Raw genomic sequence first — 17,194 nt, forward strand, 5'->3', positions numbered from 1 at the left:
TCTCTCTTTTATTCTTAGGAAAAGATGATGACTAATGACACCTAAAATTCCCTTTCCAATTAAATTAACTTTGAGTTTTGTCTTACTCGCACTGACCTTGATGGTTTCTTTAATTTTCGGTGCGGCGGATATCAGTTTAAAAGAAGTCGGACTCGCTTTGTTTTCGACTTCTTCTAGCGATCATATTGGTGTGATTCGCGAAATTCGATTGCCGCGTGAAGTCGCGGCCATTTTTGTGGGTGCTGCTCTTGCTGTATCCGGTGCGATGATGCAAGGCATGACACGCAACCCACTGGCTGACCCGGGGCTTCTCGGTTTAACAGCTGGGGCTAATGCCGCGCTTGCGTTTACTTTAGCGTTTGTTCCGGCGGCGAATTATTTCGGTATTATGATTGCTTGTTTTATCGGTGCCGCAGTTGGCGCAGCGTTGGTGTTTGGGATTGGCGCTGCTAAAAAAGGTGGGTTTTCGCCTTTTCGCATTGTTCTCGCAGGGGCCGCGATATCGGCATTTTTGACAGCAATTGCTGAAGGCATTGGCCTTTACTTTAATATCTCAAAAAACGTTTCCCAATGGACCGCGGGTGGATTGATCGGCACTTCTTGGGGACAACTACAAGTAGTGGTTCCCTTTATCGTCGTGTCGTTACTCGTGGCCTTCGTGTTAGCACGGCAATTAACTATTTTAAGTTTAAGTGAAGAAGCTGCAATTGGCTTAGGACAAAAAACAGCGCAAATTAAAGCGATTCTTTTTGTCATTATTACTCTTCTTGCAGGTGCTGCTGTGGCACTTGCTGGCAATATGGCATTTATCGGGTTGATGATTCCCCATATCGTTCGTGCGATTGTTGGAACCGATTACCGCTTTATCATTCCGATGTCTGCCGTAGCTGGAGCGACTTTCATGTTGCTCGCAGATTTAATTGGTCGGACAATCAACGCGCCTTTTGAAACTCCGGTCGCCGCAATCATTGCAATTCTCGGTTTGCCGTTCTTCCTAATCATTGTTCGTAAAGGAGGCAAAGCATTCGCATGATTCATCCTAGTTTACGCAAAAAGCAACGAATTTCGTATTATGGTTTGCTGGCACTAATTTTACTAACAGCCATGCTCAGTATGGGCTTAGGTTATTCACCTATTTCTTATGATCGGTTAATGCCTGCTATATTGGGACAAGGAACATTTAAAGAAGAATTTATTTTGTTTTCAATTCGCTTGCCGCGAATTTTAATTACCTTACTAGCCGGAATGGCACTCGCTTTGTCTGGCGCTATTTTACAAAGTGTGACGCGTAACGACTTAGCAGACCCTGGAATCATTGGGATCAATTCTGGAGCTGGTGTTGCCATTGCGGTGTTCTTCTTGTTTATCCCAGTTGAAGTTGGGGCTTTTGCTTACTTGCTACCGATTGTCGCTTTTGGTGGTGCACTTTTAACGGCTATATTAATTTATGCTTTTTCTTATTCTCGAAGTGCGGGGTTGCAACCTGTTCGTTTAGTTCTCGTCGGAATTGGCTTCTCGATGGCACTTTCTGGCGTTATGATTGTGCTCATTTCTTCTGCTGAACCAGAAAAAGTTGATTTTATCGCCAATTGGTTAGCAGGTAGTATTTGGGGAGCGGATTGGCCATTTATCATTGCCATCCTTCCGTGGTTATTGATATTAATCCCGTTTACGTTATATAAAGCAAACCGCATGAACGTTCTCGGGCTGAGCGATCCTGTCGCTGTCGGGATTGGTGTTTCTATTGAAAAAGAACGACTTGTGTTGCTACTGGCAGCTGTCGCTTTAGCCGCTTCTGCGGTTTCTGTTGCTGGTGGAATCGCGTTTATCGGGCTAATGGCCCCGCATATCGCCAAAGCTATCGTTGGACCGCGACATCAATTGTTTTTACCACTTGCGATTTTGATAGGCGGTTGGCTATTGTTACTAGCAGACACAATCGGACGAAACTTACTCGAGCCTTCAGGTATTCCAGCAGGCATTATGGCCGCGTTAATCGGTGCGCCTTATTTCATCTATTTGTTGTTGAGAAAATAAACAGTTAGGATTCTTCATAGTCGAAGAATCCTGGCTGTTTATTTAGTTTCCGTTTGTTTCTTTTTGTTTTGCATTTGCACAGATACTTTCAAGATTAAACTCAACATGACGCCAATACCTGTAATCATATATAAGATGGTGAAAATTTTGCCGAAATCAGTTGCTGGTTCCAAAGTTGCTGACCCAACAGTTGTTAATGTTGCGACACTAAAATACAGTGCGTCTACTACGGTAAAGCCTTCTACTGTCGAATAAAAAATCGTGCCCGATAACAAAATCACTGCCGTTAATCCAAGCAATACTTGGAATTCTTTATCTTTAATCAGTTGAAAAAAGGCTTTTAGCATGCGTCTTAATGTCAAAATAAAGGATATCATTTTATCGCCTCTTCTTTTTATTTATTCTCTCAGTATAAATACTTTGATAAAAAACCCCAACAACTAGTTAAGTTGTTGGGGTTTGAACTACAGTTATAGGCGTTGCTGCTGGTTTCCCAAAATAATACCCTTGGAATAATTGATAACCGAGCTGCTTTAGCCAATCAAAATCTTGGCGTGTTTCTATACCTTCTGCTAACGGAATCGAGCCAATTTCCTGTGATTTCTCCAGAAACTTTTTGGCGATTTCTTGTTTTTTTGTATCCGTTGCAACGTCTTGAACAAATTGCATGTCGAGTTTCATATACTTCGGTTTTAAGTCAGCCAATAATTCAATTGTGCTATACCCTTCCCCGACATCGTCTAATGCGTAGTCAAAGCCTCTCGATTTATAATAACTGAGAATTTTCTTTAAGTGATCGAGGTCGTCTACTTTTTCAGTTTCTACTACTTCAAACACTAATGATTTCGGGTTTACCCCTAATTTCTCAGACAATGCGATGGTCGACCGCAAACAAAATTCGGGCGAATAAATCGACGTCGGGATAAAGTTGATGAACGCTTTTGTTCCATTTAATGCGGCTGCATATTTCACCGCAGTCATCCTGCAAACCCGGTCGAGTGCATATAAACGGCCGCGTGTTTTTGCCGCAGGAAAAATTTCATTCGGATAAATCATCGAGCCATCTTCGTTTTTAAAACGCGCTAACATTTCAAACGCATAAATATTTTCCTCGCTATCTACAATTGGTTGATAGTGGCAAATGATTCTCTCATTTTTGATGACATCATCGATCCATTCCATAGCGAAGACTTCTGACATCTCTTGTAGTGGCTGCCAAGCTTCCTGGTTAATACGAAAAGTAGCAGCCTCCATCACTAGTAAGTCGTTGCAAAAATCGAGAAACTCTCTTGCACCTTTTTCATCTATTTGCAGTTTGTTGCCCTTTTGAACAACATCAATTTCTCTTCTTTTCAAGTGCTCTATGACCATTGGCAACGCCGAAAGATTTGTTTGTCCTTCTAGCTTAATTTCAAATTTTATGGCTGCAACTGTGCAGTTATTGCATTGCATTATCTATCACTCCTATTTTTACAGTAGCTATAGTTTACTTGATAAATACTAAAAACTGTTATTTTTTTATAAAAAAAGTCAATTTATTCTTCTTTATTGTTAAACAGTTGATAATTTCCACCAAATTTTAAAGGAGTATTTCAATTGAAATCGAATTAATGCTATAGCCACTCGAATCATCATGCTTCAAGAACCGCCCGCTATTAATTCATTCACAAAGGAGAATGATTATGGGAAAAATTATCGTAGCTATGTATTTGACACTGGATGGGGTTATGGAAGAACCGTCTTGGACAGCACCTTACTGGGATGACGAGATTGCTAAATTCCAGTTGGATCTGTTGTTTAGTAGTGATGCCTTGTTGCTGGGACGCGTAACTTATGAAGGATTTGCGGCAGCTTGGCCTTCTGCAGAAGATGAAGAGGGATTTGCAGAGCGTATCAACAAATTACCAAAGTATGTGGTTTCTACTAGCTTGAAACGAACTGAATGGAACGCACGTTTAATCACCAGCAACGTAGCACAAGAAGTGGCTAAACTGAAAAAAACCGGTCAACGATTATTGGTCTATGGCAGTGCCGAACTTATCGAAACCTTACTGAGACATGACTTGATTGATGAACTTCATTTAATGACATTCCCACTCGTCTTAGGTGAAGGAAAACGGCTATTTAAGGAAAATGCCGATCAGAAAATGTTCAACTTACAGAATATCCGGTCAACCGATTCAGGTGTCCTTATTGCCAGTTATACCCCGGATAAATAATCTATTAGTAAAAGGCTCCTGTATAGAGAGCCTTTGTCATGTGCTATTGAATTTCTTTTTAGCATAAACATAAGTAACTGCTAAGGCAGCAACCAACACACTGCCTTTAATGATATCGAAAGCATAATAAGGAAGGTTTAGAATCGTCAGTTCGTTCAATAAGACTCCAATAACCGCAGCACCAAAAAATGTCCCTAGCGCATTTGGTTTGCCTGCCCCTAAGACTGAATATCCTACAAAGACAGCAGCAACAGAAATTCCTTTTTCCAGTACTTAATCCACCCTTGGTTTAACGATTCTTTTGTTCCATGATCAATCAAAATACCATCGACGCCTTGGTTAATCGCGGCATCCAAGTTAGACGCCATTTTCGCCAAATCTCCGTCAGAAGTGAAAACGGTCACATTGTCACCGAAGTTTTAGCCTCTGTATCCGAAGACGTTTTTTCTTCGCTGACCTCTCCGTTTGGCTGGCAAGCTGTCAATAAAATACTAATTAATAATAAATTGGCGAGGAGACAGAAAGATCTTTTTTCATATTTTTTCTCCTTTTCTTATAAATGCACCAAGCAACTCATGGATGTTTTTTTGGTAATCTTCAGAAATGATGCCTTTTTCGGTAATAATAGCGGTAATTAAATTCGACGGTGTCACATCAAATGCAGGATTAAATACATTAGTGCCAAGTGGCGCAATCGGCTGTCCATTCATATGAGTAATTTCCTCTGAGTTTCGTTCTTCAATTGGAATTGCAGTGCCATCTTCAATTCCCAGATCAAATGTCGAGATTGGCGCCGCGACATAAAAAGGAATATCGAAAGCTTTGGCCAATAAAGCCAAATTAAAGGTGCCAATCTTATTCGCAGTGTCACCGTTGGCGGCAATGCGGTCTGCACCGACAATGATCGCTTCGATGTCTTTTGCTTTAATGGTGTGTGCTGCCATGCTATCTGTGATCAACGTCACATCAACATTTGATTGTTGCAGTTCCCATACTGTCAGACGCGCACCTTGATAAACCGGACGAGTTTCGCAGGCATACACTTCAAAATGACGACCGCGTTCACTGCCAAGGTGAAACGGTGCTAAGGCTGTTCCATATTTTGCAGTGGCAATGGAACCTGCATTGCAAATAGTCATGACTTTTGTGTGCCCTTCTAACAACGTCAACGCATGCTCACCGATACGCCGACAGGAGGCTTCGTCTTCTTCATGAATTTTAATGGCCTCTGCTAGCAATAACTGCTTTGCCTGCTGGACGTTAATTGCCTCTCGAATTTTATCTTGTAGACGATTTAATGCCCAACCAAGGTTGACAGCAGTCGGTCTTGAAGCGTTTAAGTACGATGCGTCTTTTTGGATATATTGCTGAAAAACTTCTAGTGAAGCTGTATCATGTCGCTGAGCTCCGATAGCCAATCCATAGGCGGCTGTAATGCCAATCGCTGGAGCACCACGAACTTTTAATGAGAAGATGGCCTCGTAAACGTCTTCTATAGTTTCAAGTGTTACGTATTCGATAAGGTGTGGTAATTTTTGTTGGTCTAGAATAGTCAGTTGCTGACCATTCCAGTTGATAGATAAAGGAATGCTCATTTGCGCAGCTCCTTTAAAATCTCCAGTAAATCAGTGATTGAGCCGATTTGTTGGCGCTGCAAGATTAATGCTCTCCCTGTATGTAGCGACTGTTTTTTAAAGTTAATTCTTTTTTCTGTGTCCACTATACTGTCCAAATCTTTGACGTGTGCTAAGCCAATTGTCCGACGAATCAATTCACAGCCGGCAAAACCAGCTGCATCTGTTAAGACTTTCTCGAGAACGTATTCTAAATAACCTCGTGTGTCTCTGAACGATTCAACACTCTGCGTTTTCCATAGTTCACTGAATGATAAAGCAAAAACTTCCCACGTCTTCTCAATGTGAGACACAATCACCTGACGCTCGATACCCTCTCGCGTAATCGATTGAAAAATTAAATTACCTAGAAATAAGCCAACATCAAATCCGATTGGACCATAAAAACCAAACTCTGGATCAATGACTTTGGTTTCAGTTGTACTAGCAAAAATACTGCCTGTGTGAAGGTCTCCATGTAGCAAGGCTTCCGATTCAGTCAAAAAACTTTTTTTCAATTTAGCTACTTCTAGCTGTAACTTTTGGTCTCTCCAAATTGCTTCTGCCGCTGATTGAAGCTGTGGTTCATAATTGTTAGTTTCAAGGTCAAAAAAAGGATCCGTAAAAACAAGATCTTCTGTGATTTTGCATAGCTCTGGATTAGAGAACTCGACAGCTAAGCGTTTTTTTTCAAAAGGATGAAGACCGTAATCTGATGTATGGAACAAAGTCTGCGCCAAGTATTCACCAATATCCTGCGACAATCTAGGAAAATTCTGCCCGTTGATCAACCCTTCTCGTGCAATAACAAGGTGAGACAAATCTTCCATCACCGTAATCGCCAATGTTTCATCCGCCGCATAAACGACCGGTACCAAGGATGGCACAAACTCCCCGTGCTTTCTAAGAACATTGGCTTCAATCGTTGCACGCTTTAAAGTCAGTGGCCAACTTTCACCAATGATCTTGGCATATGGCAGTGCTTGCTTAATAATTACACGGTTGCCTGTTTTCGAATCTTCAATTTGGAAAACATAATTCAAGTTGCCATCTCCAATTTCTCGGCAGCTCAATTCGGCAGTAGGCTCGAAAGTATAGACGGCTTTTGCTAAAGCAATAGCCGTCGCTTCAGTTAGTCCCTTATAAGTTGTTGGAATAGTAAGCGTCATTGTTTTCTCTTCCTTTCCTGGGCAATATAAAAAGCCTCTTTCTAAAAGAAAGAGGCCAGAATAAGAGAGATTCCACGCCTCTTATCTTTCAGAAAGTAAATTTCTGATGGAATTAGCACCGTGCCTTGCAGGAATTTCATCCTGGCGCAAAAGCGCCCCGTCTCACAACGGTATTACGGTCGGTTGCTGGGCGTCATCGGGCCAAAATCCCTCTGCCAGCTCTTGATAAGAGTACTACTTGTCATGCTATTGAGTTCTGAAAAGAATCCTATCATGTTTCAGAATTGACTGTCAACTCTATTTTTTCAATTAAAAAAATTTTACAACAATAGAGTTGACAGACTATTATACACGTGAAATAATCAGAATTACTTCTAGATATAGGCTCAAAAAAGCCGAGCGTGTTGATGAACTATCAATACTTTCAAGTTCTTAAATCACTTTATAAAAATGACCTACACAATTTCATAATCTTTCTTATTTAGAGCAGGTGGAGGGACAAGCCCTATGATACCCGGCAACCGGTCCAGCAATGGACACGGTGCTAATTCTTGCAGTCAGAAACAGTGGCTGAGAAATAAGAAGTTGTTAAAACCCTTAACCTCTTCTTATTTGAAGAGGTTTTTTATTTTTTAACATTACATAGGAGCGTGGAGTAAATGAGCATTTTAACTGCTACTTATCAATTATATGGAAAGCCCGGGTCCTTTGAGAAAAAAGCTGAAGGTATTGCGCTAGGACTGACAATCGGGTCCTGGACCAATTTGCCACTTCTTGAACAAGAGCAATTAAAACAGCATAAAGGAAATGTCATTTCCATAAAAGAATTTGAAGAAAATCCCCATCCCTTAAAATCAGGTTTGATAAAAGCTGAAGTTTCAATCGCTTATCCATCAGCTAATTTCTCAGCAGATCTTCCTGCAATTCTCACTACCGTTTTCGGCAAATTATCTCTGGATGGTGAAATAAAACTATTGGATTTGGATTTCAGTGATGAATTGCTCAAGTATTTTCCCGGACCTCGCTTTGGTATTGAAGAAATCCGCCATACACTCGGTGTAACTGGACGGCCGCTACTCATGAGCATATTCAAAGGTGTCATCGGGCGTGACTTGGATTACTTATCTACTCAATTGCGACAACAGGCATTAGGCGGTGTAGACCTCGTTAAAGATGATGAAATTCTATTTGATAATCCTTTGACTCCATTTGAAAAGCGCATTATTGCAGGTAAAGAAGTGTTAACACAGGTTTATGAAGAAACGGGTCATCGCACACTTTATGCAGTAAATCTTTCGGGTAGAACCTCCGAGTTGCGAAGTAAAGCAAGAAAAGCTCGCGAACTTGGAGCTGACGCTTTATTGTTCAATGTTCATGCATACGGATTAGATGTTATGCAAGAACTTGCTGAAGACGATGACATTGCTTTGCCATTGATGGCACACCCCGCATTCAGCGGTGCCTTTACTTCATCTTCCTTTTATGGACTTGCCACACCACTGGCACTTGGCAAATTGACTCGTTATGCTGGTGCAGATTTCTCACTGTTCCCATCGCCATACGGCAGTGTCGCTTTGGAAAAATCCTCTGCACTTTCGCTCGGTGAAGAACTGACTAAGAAAAGCTCGTTAAAACGCAGTTTTCCAGTGCCTTCAGCTGGGATTCACCCAGGGCTTGTCCCTTTGCTGATGGCAGACTATGGCATCGATAGCGTCATAAATGCCGGTGGTGGTATCCATGGACATCCAGCTGGAGCCATTGGCGGCGGACAAGCTTTTAGACAAGCAATTGACGCGGTACTACAAGGTGAAACCTTAGAACATGCTAGTAAAAAACACGAACAATTAGAAACAGCACTTGAGCTATGGGGGTCAAAAAATTGAACAAACCAATTATTTTCTGCGATTTCGATGGCACGATTACAGCCAACGATAACATCATCGCAATCATGAAGAAATTTGATCCGCCTGGTTGGGAACCCATCAAAAACCAAATCCTTGATCAATCTATATCTATACGTGAGGGTGTAGCGAAAATGTTTTCATTGCTCCCTGTGTCCGCAAAGGATGATGTTGTTTCATATGTTCTCGACCAAGCTGAAATACGAGAAGGTTTTCGTGATTTTGTCGATTATGTAAAAACCCATGAACTTTCTTTATACATTGTCAGTGGAGGCATCGATTTTTTCGTTTATCCACTTCTTAAACCTTTTGGTCCCTTTGATGGCATCTATTGCAACAGCGCAGATTTCTCGAAAGATCTCATCCATATTGAATTTCCGCATGGCTGTGATGAAATTTGTACGAGTCAAGGATGTGGCTGCTGTAAACCGTCCATCATCCGTAAACTTTTGTCCGAAGGCACTAACAGCATTGTGATTGGAGATTCGATCAGTGATTGGGAAGCCGCTAAAAAAGCTGATTTTGTCATCGCTCGAGATTTACTGGCTGACAAATGCAAAGAAGCTAGAATCGATTATCAACCGTTTGAAACTTTTCATGAAGTTATCGCTATAGTGGATAAATATATAGGAGTGAAGTCATGATCGCATTGAATGAAAAATGGCTTGAACTAGCGGATGTCAAAGATGAACTAGCTGTTCGCGACTGGTTTATGGGGACTAGTGGAAATCTAGCCATTAAAGTGACTGACGAACCACTCGAGTTCTTAGTCACTGCCAGTGGTAAAGACAAGAAAAAACGGACAAATGAAGACTTTCTACTAGTGGATGAAAATGGACAACCCACCATTGAAAAATTCTTAACACCCTCTGCTGAAACCTTATTGCATTGTGCAATTTACAGAAAGACCCAAGCCGGTTGCAGTCTTCACGTCCATACGGTTGCCAATAATGTCATTTCCGAATTATATGGCGATGCTGGAAAAATCGATTTTCAAGGACAGGAACTGATTAAAGCTTTCGGATTATGGGAAGAAGATGCTGTTCTAACAATTCCCATTATTGCTAATCACGCAGATATCCCAACACTCACCCGTGAGTTTGAAGCCACTATTTCGGCAGATAAAGGAGCCGTGCTAATCCGTAATCACGGCATTACCGTGTGGGGGAAAAATAGTTTTGAGGCAAAAAAACTACTTGAAGCCTGCGAGTTTTTATTTCAATACCAATTAGCATTACAACTACAGTTAAAATAAGAGAGGAAGATTAGTATGGCCATCATTAAAATTCAAGGAACAAAAAAGACAATTGAAGCGCACGACGACGTAGCCGCATTTTTGGAACAACAAGAGGTCGTTTATGAGCATTGGGATATCGATAAATTACCAGCGCATCTACGTGAAAAATTCGATTTAACGGATGCCGAAAAAGATGAAATTCTTCAAGCATTTCAAACAGAAGTCAGTGATATCTCAGAACGTCGGGGCTACCAGGCAGCGGATATTATTTCATTATCAGATTCCAACCCTAAATTAGATGAGTTATTAAAAAACTTTCAACGCAAACACATCCATACAGATGATGAAGTGCGCTATATCGTCAGCGGACATGGGGTTTTCATCATTCAAGGAAAAGACGAAAATTTCTTTGAAGTTCATCTGACGCCAGGCGATCTCATTTCGGTTCCTGAAAACATTACGCATTACTTTACACTTGCTGAAGATCGAAAAGTCGTAGCCATTCGTATTTTCGTCACAACTGAAGGATGGGTACCTGTTTACCAAGAAGAAAGCAGCGTATAAATTTACTATCTAATAAGAAGAGACTCGACTATATCGAGTCTTTTTATTTTGAGAAAAAAGGTAATTTCTTTCTATTTATAATGTCTTTTAAGCTATAATGGCTTTTGAGTTATATTTTAAAATTAGAAATGAGCGATTCATATGAAAAAAATGATTTGGTTTTTTGGTGGAGTGATACTTTTACTTGCCCTTCCTATCCTAATTTGGTTTTTAAAAGAAGAAAAAATAGTCAATATTGCGATTATCGATAAAACTGTTCCAACTGAAAGTTATAGGGAACATAAAGGCTTAACATGGCTATTAAATCATCAGCGCTACGTTTCTGAAACAGAAGAAGCCTACAATGCTACGACCGATTACTACGGCTTTGTTCCAGATGAAAAAGATGAAAGCTATACGATTCGTGAATTACCTACAGATTATTCCGGAACTGACCTCATTTACTTGGCAGATTCTTATGGAGTTTACGAAGAAGATCTCCCTTGGCAGACTAAAGAAAAAACACCAGGTAGTTCATCCATGATTGCAGGCGGCCTCCAAATGGATGAGTGGCAGGCGATTAAACAACAAGTACAGTCTGAAGGTACAGACTTAGTCATGGAGTTCAACACGTTCGCTTCTCCGACTTCTAAAGAAGTTTCACAAGATATGAACACATTTTTAGGTCTCGAATGGAGTGGTTGGAGTGGTCGCTATTTTGAAGAGCTACAAACTTCTAAAGGTGCCGTTCCTCAATGGATTGTTACTAATTATGAAAAAAACGATGTGCAATGGCAGTTTGAAGGTGCGGGTTTTGTACTAGTTAACGACGATTCCGGTGAAATTGTTGTTCTTTCTGAAGATGCTGAGGAAATTGGCAGCGATGGTCTTAACCTTGCATTTACTGAGCAAGGCATTGCTCAGTTTGATTTGAAAGAAAGCCCTTCTTTCGATTATTGGTTTGATATTAATCTAGCTGCTCCCGAAACTGAAGTTCTCGCAGATTATCAATGGGACTTGCAGGATTCAGGTAAAGAGAAATTGAAAAAAGCGGGCATTCCACAGAACTTCCCAGCAGTATTCCACCAATCCAAATACGGTGCAGACCTTTACTATTTCGCAGGGGATTTTGTTGATATCAATGATGTTCCGAATTTCTATCGCTTTGCAGGTTTCTCAAAACTGCGCTCTTTCCTGTCTACAGAATCACTGGATGCTGAAAAGAGTTTTTACTGGAAAACATATATCCCAATGATGGAGTCCATTTTGGCAAATGCCGAAGACAAAAAAGCACCTATTGACAAGGCACAAAAAACGCTGGCTGTCGAAAATGGCATTTCATATCCTTCTCGTATAAACGATCAAACATTTGAAGTTTACGAAGACGGCGAATGGCAACCTCTTACTATTAAAGGTGTAAACTTAGGCATGGCCAAACCTGGAACGTTCCCTGGTGAAGCAGCTATTACACGTGCGGAATATGACCGCTGGTTTAAAGCAATTGGTGATATGAATGCGAATGCGGTGCGTGTTTATACCCTTCACCCCCCTGCTTTTTATGAAGCGTTTGCTGCTTATAACGCTAGCGCAAAAGAACCACTTTACTTGTATCACGGGGTTTGGATTGACGAAGAGCCCTTAGTAGAATCTTTAGATGCTTTTGATCCTGACATTACCGAGCGCTTTCAGGCAGAAGTCAAAAAAATTGTGGATGTTGTCCACGGCGATGCTGTCGTTGAACAACAGCCGGGACATGCATACGGCAACTATAAAACAGACATCTCTCCTTATGTGATTGGTTGGATGGTTGGTATCGAATGGTACCCGGTAATGGTCGATCAAATGGAGCAAGATTATCCCAATCTTGGCGAATATCAAGGCCAGTATGTCTACACAGAAAATGCTAATCCGATGGAAAATTGGTTAGCCCAGCAATTAGACCTTCTCGCTTCTTATGAACTCGATACATACGAAAGTATGCGCCCTTTAAGCTTTACTAACTGGGTGACAACCGATAATATCGATCAGCCCGCAGAGCCAAGTGTTCAAGAAGATATGGCTACTGTTGATCCGAATCATATCAAAACCAAGGATATAATAGATACAGTCGGCATGTTCGCTTCGTATCATGTTTATCCATACTATCCGGATTTCTTGAATTTAGAAGAACGTTATACAGAATACGTTGATCATCGCGGAGAATTCAATAATTATGCCGGATACTTGAAAGATTTAAAAGACTCTCACGACATGCCGGTTCTTATTGCTGAGTTCGGAATTCCCGCCTCGCGTGGCATGACGCATGAAAATCCATTTGGCTGGAACCAAGGGTTTATCTCTGAAAAAGAGCAAGGTAACATTGTTAGTCATATGTACGAAGACATTCTTGAAGAAGGCATGCTAGGCGGTATGGTCTTTACTTGGCAAGACGAGTGGTTTAAGCGAACATGGAATACAATGGATTACGACAATCCGAACGAACGACCATTTTGGTCTAATGCTCAAACAAACGAACAACAATTTGGTCTCTTGAGTTTCGATCGCCATAAAGTAAAAGTAGATGGTATAGACGATTGGAAAGATGGAAAACTGTTGTACGAAAAAGATGCGGGCGCGCTCAATAGCGTTACGATGGATTCCGATGAGCGATATGTCTACATTAAAGCCCAATTCGATCCTGCTAATAAGAAATGGTGGACTGAAAAAGACTTTAATCTATATTTTAGTATCCGTAATGACAAAGGGATTGCCATCGAGGATTTCGAAAAAACTGAGTTTTTGGCGGACTTCCAGTTGAAGATTGAAAATCTAGAACAAGCACAGCTGCAAATCGCTGGCGATTACGATAGCTTTTACTATGATTATCATGAGCGTTTGAAAATGATTCCTGCAGAAGAAAACATTGAATCGACATTCCATCCAATTCGACTCGCTCTAAATAAAGAATTTGTACGACCGGACACTAAAGAAACTGTCCCGTTCGCTTCATATGAAACAGGCGTGTTCCAATTTGGGATTGCTAATCCAGAGCATGAAGATTATGATTCGTTGAATGACTATTATTATGACGAAAAGACCGGGGTTATGGAAATTCGCATTCCATGGATGTTGTTAAATGCGAAAGATCCCGCAAAACGAGAATTTACAGGTGACCTTCAAAAAGATGGCATCGAAGCTTCTCAAACAATCAAAGGTCTAGATATTGCGGCGAACTTAACAAGCAAAGACGGAGAAGTTGTAGAGGCTTTTGATTCTAAGAAAGTTGCTCAATATTCGTGGGAAACATGGGGATTACCACAGTCTGAAGAACGATTAAAACAATCCTATTACATTCTCCAAGAAACGTTTGGAGAAACCGAATAATATGAGAAAAATTAAAAACTGACGGAGAAAAGGACCATCCTTTTCTCCATCAGTTTTTTAGATTTTAATAAACTTTAGGGTTTCATTGTTTTCCAGCTATCTACATGATGAACAGCTACGCCACCAAATCCAGATGCTGTCGAATAATAAGCCGACACTTTCGCTAACTCACCATTCATGAAAGCTTCGCCTTCTTCAAAGAAAGAAATATTATTGCCTTCATCGGTTTGCCCAGTTTCAACTCCGACTACAACGGTTTTCCCATATTTCTCTGCATAAGCTACTTCATTTTTTACGAGTTCTGTAATCATTGCTGCTGAATCTCGGTATGCCATTAACGTAACACTATCTGTATTAGCAATTACCCATTCGGCGAGTACACCTTTGCCGTACGTATTTTTATAAGCGATTTCATCGAACCAGAAAGGCATATCCGCCTCAAGTGGTAAATTCATCGCTGCTGTACTAGATGCTGCTTTACTTAAAAGAGCTTGATAAGATTTAATCGTTGCTGCTCGGTTTGTATTCCAACCACTATATAAATAAGGCTCAACGTCCAAGTGAACACCTGCAAACTTCTGAGCCGGTAAAGCTCTCTGTTGATAAGTAGATAGCCAGTTCATCAAACGATCCTGTTTAGCAAAGCCTTTAGGTGCTACCCAGTCATTTGCTCCGTCCAATGCATAAATGGTCATGCCTGCTGCTCCTGCTTTTTCGATAAAACTCTGATAAGTCGTAGCTGGAATGTCTTCGTCAATTTGTACATAGACCTTATTGACGTCTTTGCTTTCTAGAAATGCTAGTGTGCCCGCTTCATCACTATAAATCATCCACGGATTCCATAACCATGTCGCTTTTACATCTAACTCCATCGCATGAGCGTTGACACCCGTTTGTGTCAGCATAAACAACAACAATACACCCGCCATCATTAATTTTTTCATTTTCCAATACCCTCCCGTTCTGTAAGCCGTGGCTCAAAGAACGAGACCCTGGCAACCTGACGACCTTGCGTTTTTCAACGGTTAGGCTCATGGCTTTGCGTCCTCCCCTTTCGGTGGAGTTTGCCTTTTTCAGATTTTTATCATTATATGTTAAATAATGCATTTTTGCCATCTTTTTAAAAAAATTCTTTTCATATGAAAGATTTAACGTAATAATCAACAATAGCATCTCAGTATTTTTTACAAAAGGAGTGGATCCCATGTCCATAGCATTACGTGAAGACGAAATTACATTGGCTTTGATCAAGTCGTTAAAAGAAGGCAAACTAACTGAATTTCAAGAAATTCTAGATGAGCTACAGCCATACGATATGGCTATTCAATATCGACACTTGCCAGACAAGCACCGCAATAAATTCCTTCTCTATTTATCTATTCGGCAATTAACAGAGTTGATGCAAGAACTTCCTAAAATTGAACAAATCGACATTCTTCAGAAATTAGGGGTAGAAAAGTCTTCCAAAGTATTGGACCGCATGGATAACGACGATTTGGCATTGCTACTGGCAGACCTTGAACCGGAACGCATTGAAGAGCTATTGTCTCAAATAAATCAAGACGATTCTAAGTTTGTCCAAAGCACGATGACCTATCCTCCTGAAACAGCCGGTCGACTAATGAATAACCGTTATGTCTGGATTCCGCGTCATTACACAATTCGTGATGCCATTGATAAGATTAGGCATTTTGCAGAATTAGCGGAATACCTCAACTATCTTTATATTGTCGATGAAGATAAAAAACTGCTTGGAGTGGTTTCCTATAAGGATTTAATCCTTGGGAACCTTGAAGACAAAATTGAAGAAGTGATGTATAAGCGCGTTGTCAAAGCTGACGTGTTGATGGACCAAGAAGATGTGGCTCAAATCATTAGCCGTTATGATTTTGTCACGTTACCAATTGTTGAAAATGACAATACACTTGCTGGGATTATCACCGTAGATGACGTAATCGATGTCGTCATGCAAGAAGCGAATGAAGATATTGAAAAATTATCAGCTTCTGGTAAATCGATCGACTTTAACACTCCTGCTTGGACAGCGGCTTATCGGCGACTGCCTTGGCTGATTTTACTCTTGTTTATCGGATTGTTTTCAGGCAGTATTATTAGTCGCTTCGAAAATACGCTACAAACCGTTGTAGCTTTAACGTTTTTTATGCCGTTAATTGCCGGGATGACTGGAAACACTGGTACGCAATCCCTGTCTGTCGTTGTTCGCGGACTGGCTTCGCAAAAGCTTGATTTTAAGCAAACCATTAAGCTGATCATTCGAGAATTATGGGTCGGTATCATTATTGGCGTTATTTGTTCTATCCTTATTTTACTCATTGCTTATGTGTGGCAAGGCAATTTGGCGTTAGGCATTGTCGTTGGTGGATCATTATTAATGACATTAATCATCGGAACGTTAGCTGGAACGATTATCCCTCTTATTTTGTACAGATTCAATATTGATCCAGCTGTTGCTTCCGGTCCTTTAATTACGACCATTAACGATATTCTGTCTTTATTGATTTATTTCGGTATGGCGACTTTGTTTATTTCTCAGTTGATGTAAAAAAAATAATAAAAAAATCTTTTTCTAAGCATTTTTCTTTAAACCTAGTAAGTCTCTTGGTATAATGGGTTGAAACCTAAGGAGGCGTGTTTATGACTATTCCAAAACCCCTTGTCCAAACCAACCAAGCTTTTATCGTCGTTACAGTCGTTATGGCATTATTGCTCCACCCAGCTATTTTATTATTCCCATTTGTTGTTGGAGCTTATACATTAATCACTAAGAAAAACCCCGTTATTTTATGGAGCCGCCGTTTTTTGAAAAAGCCCATGGCGAGCTACCTGCAAGAAGATCGAGATCAACAATTGTTTAACCAATGGATTGCCACTATCTGTTTAGGTTTATCACTCGTTTTCTTTTCTGTTGGTTTGCCGTTACTTGGATTTGCCTTCAGTGTGATGGTTATTATCGCTGCAGGCGTTGCATTGATGGGTTACTGCATCGGCTGTACGATTCGTTACCGTTATATGATGTGGAAACACAACCGCACCAAAGTACAGGCATAAAAAAGACGGCGAGCAACTGCTCACCGTTTCAGACTGTAGACAA

At 40.7% G+C, this 17,194-nt stretch carries 16 protein-coding genes, 1 pseudogene and 3 riboswitches; of the genes and pseudogenes, 10 read left to right on the forward strand and 7 right to left on the reverse strand.

From position 1 onward, the window contains the following. The first annotated feature begins 34 nt into the window (after positions 1-34). Positions 35-1,033: a FecCD family ABC transporter permease gene (locus MLE13_RS04030; protein WP_240748178.1), complete on the forward strand. Its 999-nt coding sequence runs from the start codon at positions 35-37 to the stop codon at positions 1,031-1,033. Next, positions 1,030-2,037: a FecCD family ABC transporter permease gene (locus MLE13_RS04035; RefSeq protein ID WP_240748179.1), complete on the forward strand. Its 1,008-nt coding sequence runs from the start codon at positions 1,030-1,032 to the stop codon at positions 2,035-2,037. Before MLE13_RS04030 ends, MLE13_RS04035 begins: the two co-directional genes overlap by 4 nt. A 38-nt stretch (positions 2,038-2,075) precedes the next feature. Here MLE13_RS04035 and MLE13_RS04040 read toward each other — a convergent pair whose 3' ends face one another. Together MLE13_RS04040 and MLE13_RS04045 are read right to left on the reverse strand one after the other, a co-directional pair. After that, the gene (locus MLE13_RS04040; protein WP_240748180.1) at positions 2,076-2,414 is read right to left on the reverse strand and encodes a potassium channel family protein; all 339 of its coding nucleotides are present in this window, start codon (positions 2,412-2,414) and stop codon (positions 2,076-2,078) included. A gap of 67 nt (positions 2,415-2,481) precedes the next feature. Further along, positions 2,482-3,489 (reverse strand): EAL domain-containing protein, encoded by a 1,008-nt coding sequence (locus MLE13_RS04045; RefSeq protein WP_240748181.1) that lies wholly within the window; start codon positions 3,487-3,489, stop codon positions 2,482-2,484. A 230-nt stretch (positions 3,490-3,719) separates the two neighbouring features. Between MLE13_RS04045 and MLE13_RS04050 the strand changes: the two genes are divergently transcribed. Further along, on the forward strand, positions 3,720-4,256 hold the full coding sequence (locus MLE13_RS04050) for a dihydrofolate reductase family protein (RefSeq protein ID WP_240748182.1): 537 nt from the start codon (positions 3,720-3,722) through the stop codon (positions 4,254-4,256). Positions 4,257-4,292: 36 nt separating this feature from the next. Here the strand turns inward: MLE13_RS04050 and MLE13_RS04055 are convergent. The 4 genes and pseudogenes from MLE13_RS04055 to mtnK all read right to left on the reverse strand — a co-directional run. After that, positions 4,293-4,511: pseudogene (locus tag MLE13_RS04055) on the reverse strand (ABC transporter permease); the annotation flags it as partial. Then, positions 4,490-4,624: a hypothetical protein gene (locus MLE13_RS18055; RefSeq protein WP_430905198.1), complete on the reverse strand. Its 135-nt coding sequence runs from the start codon at positions 4,622-4,624 to the stop codon at positions 4,490-4,492. The gene MLE13_RS18055 and the pseudogene MLE13_RS04055, both read right to left, overlap by 22 nt. A 165-nt stretch (positions 4,625-4,789) precedes the next feature. Then, on the reverse strand, positions 4,790-5,851 hold the full coding sequence (gene mtnA, locus MLE13_RS04065) for an S-methyl-5-thioribose-1-phosphate isomerase (protein WP_240748183.1): 1,062 nt from the start codon (positions 5,849-5,851) through the stop codon (positions 4,790-4,792). After that, the gene (gene mtnK / locus MLE13_RS04070; RefSeq protein ID WP_240748184.1) at positions 5,848-7,038 is read right to left on the reverse strand and encodes an S-methyl-5-thioribose kinase; all 1,191 of its coding nucleotides are present in this window, start codon (positions 7,036-7,038) and stop codon (positions 5,848-5,850) included. Before mtnK ends, mtnA begins: the two co-directional genes overlap by 4 nt. 78 nt (positions 7,039-7,116) lie before the next feature. Then, positions 7,117-7,270, reverse strand: a riboswitch (SAM riboswitch). 242 nt (positions 7,271-7,512) lie between these two features. Beyond that, positions 7,513-7,622, forward strand: a riboswitch (SAM riboswitch). A gap of 75 nt (positions 7,623-7,697) precedes the next feature. On the opposite strand from mtnK, the gene mtnW reads away from it, so the two are divergent. The 5 genes from mtnW (at position 7,698) to MLE13_RS04095 (ending at position 14,082) form a co-directional block, all read left to right on the forward strand. After that, positions 7,698-8,921, forward strand: coding sequence for a 2,3-diketo-5-methylthiopentyl-1-phosphate enolase (gene mtnW / locus MLE13_RS04075; protein WP_240748185.1), 1,224 nt, complete (start codon positions 7,698-7,700; stop codon positions 8,919-8,921). Further along, a complete protein-coding gene (locus MLE13_RS04080) occupies positions 8,918-9,583 on the forward strand; it encodes a 2-hydroxy-3-keto-5-methylthiopentenyl-1-phosphate phosphatase (protein WP_276323813.1) in 666 nt (221 codons plus the stop codon). Before mtnW ends, MLE13_RS04080 begins: the two co-directional genes overlap by 4 nt. Continuing rightward, positions 9,580-10,194 (forward strand): methylthioribulose 1-phosphate dehydratase, encoded by a 615-nt coding sequence (locus tag MLE13_RS04085; RefSeq protein ID WP_240748187.1) that lies wholly within the window; start codon positions 9,580-9,582, stop codon positions 10,192-10,194. Before MLE13_RS04080 ends, MLE13_RS04085 begins: the two co-directional genes overlap by 4 nt. A gap of 15 nt (positions 10,195-10,209) precedes the next feature. Beyond that, positions 10,210-10,740, forward strand: coding sequence for a 1,2-dihydroxy-3-keto-5-methylthiopentene dioxygenase (locus MLE13_RS04090; protein WP_240748188.1), 531 nt, complete (start codon positions 10,210-10,212; stop codon positions 10,738-10,740). Positions 10,741-10,881: 141 nt separating this feature from the next. Further along, on the forward strand, positions 10,882-14,082 hold the full coding sequence (locus MLE13_RS04095; RefSeq protein WP_240748189.1) for a hypothetical protein: 3,201 nt from the start codon (positions 10,882-10,884) through the stop codon (positions 14,080-14,082). A gap of 74 nt (positions 14,083-14,156) precedes the next feature. Here the strand turns inward: MLE13_RS04095 and MLE13_RS04100 are convergent, their stop codons facing one another. Then, positions 14,157-15,026, reverse strand: coding sequence for an amidase (locus MLE13_RS04100; protein ID WP_240748190.1), 870 nt, complete (start codon positions 15,024-15,026; stop codon positions 14,157-14,159). A 47-nt stretch (positions 15,027-15,073) separates the two neighbouring features. After that, positions 15,074-15,161: riboswitch (cyclic di-GMP riboswitch) on the reverse strand. A 125-nt stretch (positions 15,162-15,286) separates the two neighbouring features. Here MLE13_RS04100 and mgtE point away from each other — a divergent pair. Together mgtE and MLE13_RS04110 are read left to right on the forward strand one after the other, a co-directional pair. Next, on the forward strand, positions 15,287-16,645 hold the full coding sequence (gene mgtE, locus MLE13_RS04105; RefSeq protein ID WP_240748191.1) for a magnesium transporter: 1,359 nt from the start codon (positions 15,287-15,289) through the stop codon (positions 16,643-16,645). A gap of 92 nt (positions 16,646-16,737) precedes the next feature. Then, on the forward strand, positions 16,738-17,151 hold the full coding sequence (locus MLE13_RS04110; RefSeq protein WP_240748192.1) for a DUF4395 domain-containing protein: 414 nt from the start codon (positions 16,738-16,740) through the stop codon (positions 17,149-17,151). The last annotated feature ends 43 nt before the right edge of the window (positions 17,152-17,194 follow it).

Source organism: Planococcus halocryophilus (assembly GCF_022489025.1).
In the GTDB taxonomy this organism is placed as follows: Bacteria; Bacillota; Bacilli; order Bacillales_A; family Planococcaceae; genus Planococcus; species Planococcus halocryophilus_A.

What these genes read in the sequence shown, in the direction of transcription:
- mtnW (WP_240748185.1), top strand. Translation starts at nt 7,698, where the DNA reads ATGAGCATTTTAACTGCTACTTATCAATTATATGGAAAGCCCGGGTCC.
- mgtE (WP_240748191.1), top strand. Translation starts at nt 15,287, where the DNA reads ATGTCCATAGCATTACGTGAAGACGAAATTACATTGGCTTTGATCAAG.
- MLE13_RS18055 (WP_430905198.1), bottom strand. Translation starts at nt 4,624, where the DNA reads ATGGCGTCTAACTTGGATGCCGCGATTAACCAAGGCGTCGATGGTATT.
- mtnA (WP_240748183.1), bottom strand. Translation starts at nt 5,851, where the DNA reads ATGAGCATTCCTTTATCTATCAACTGGAATGGTCAGCAACTGACTATT.
- MLE13_RS04040 (WP_240748180.1), bottom strand. Translation starts at nt 2,414, where the DNA reads ATGATATCCTTTATTTTGACATTAAGACGCATGCTAAAAGCCTTTTTT.
- MLE13_RS04100 (WP_240748190.1), bottom strand. Translation starts at nt 15,026, where the DNA reads ATGAAAAAATTAATGATGGCGGGTGTATTGTTGTTGTTTATGCTGACA.
- MLE13_RS04035 (WP_240748179.1), top strand. Translation starts at nt 1,030, where the DNA reads ATGATTCATCCTAGTTTACGCAAAAAGCAACGAATTTCGTATTATGGT.
- MLE13_RS04050 (WP_240748182.1), top strand. Translation starts at nt 3,720, where the DNA reads ATGGGAAAAATTATCGTAGCTATGTATTTGACACTGGATGGGGTTATG.
- MLE13_RS04110 (WP_240748192.1), top strand. Translation starts at nt 16,738, where the DNA reads ATGACTATTCCAAAACCCCTTGTCCAAACCAACCAAGCTTTTATCGTC.
- MLE13_RS04090 (WP_240748188.1), top strand. Translation starts at nt 10,210, where the DNA reads ATGGCCATCATTAAAATTCAAGGAACAAAAAAGACAATTGAAGCGCAC.
- MLE13_RS04030 (WP_240748178.1), top strand. Translation starts at nt 35, where the DNA reads ATGACACCTAAAATTCCCTTTCCAATTAAATTAACTTTGAGTTTTGTC.
- mtnK (WP_240748184.1), bottom strand. Translation starts at nt 7,038, where the DNA reads ATGACGCTTACTATTCCAACAACTTATAAGGGACTAACTGAAGCGACG.
- MLE13_RS04045 (WP_240748181.1), bottom strand. Translation starts at nt 3,489, where the DNA reads ATGCAATGCAATAACTGCACAGTTGCAGCCATAAAATTTGAAATTAAG.
- MLE13_RS04085 (WP_240748187.1), top strand. Translation starts at nt 9,580, where the DNA reads ATGATCGCATTGAATGAAAAATGGCTTGAACTAGCGGATGTCAAAGAT.
- MLE13_RS04095 (WP_240748189.1), top strand. Translation starts at nt 10,882, where the DNA reads ATGAAAAAAATGATTTGGTTTTTTGGTGGAGTGATACTTTTACTTGCC.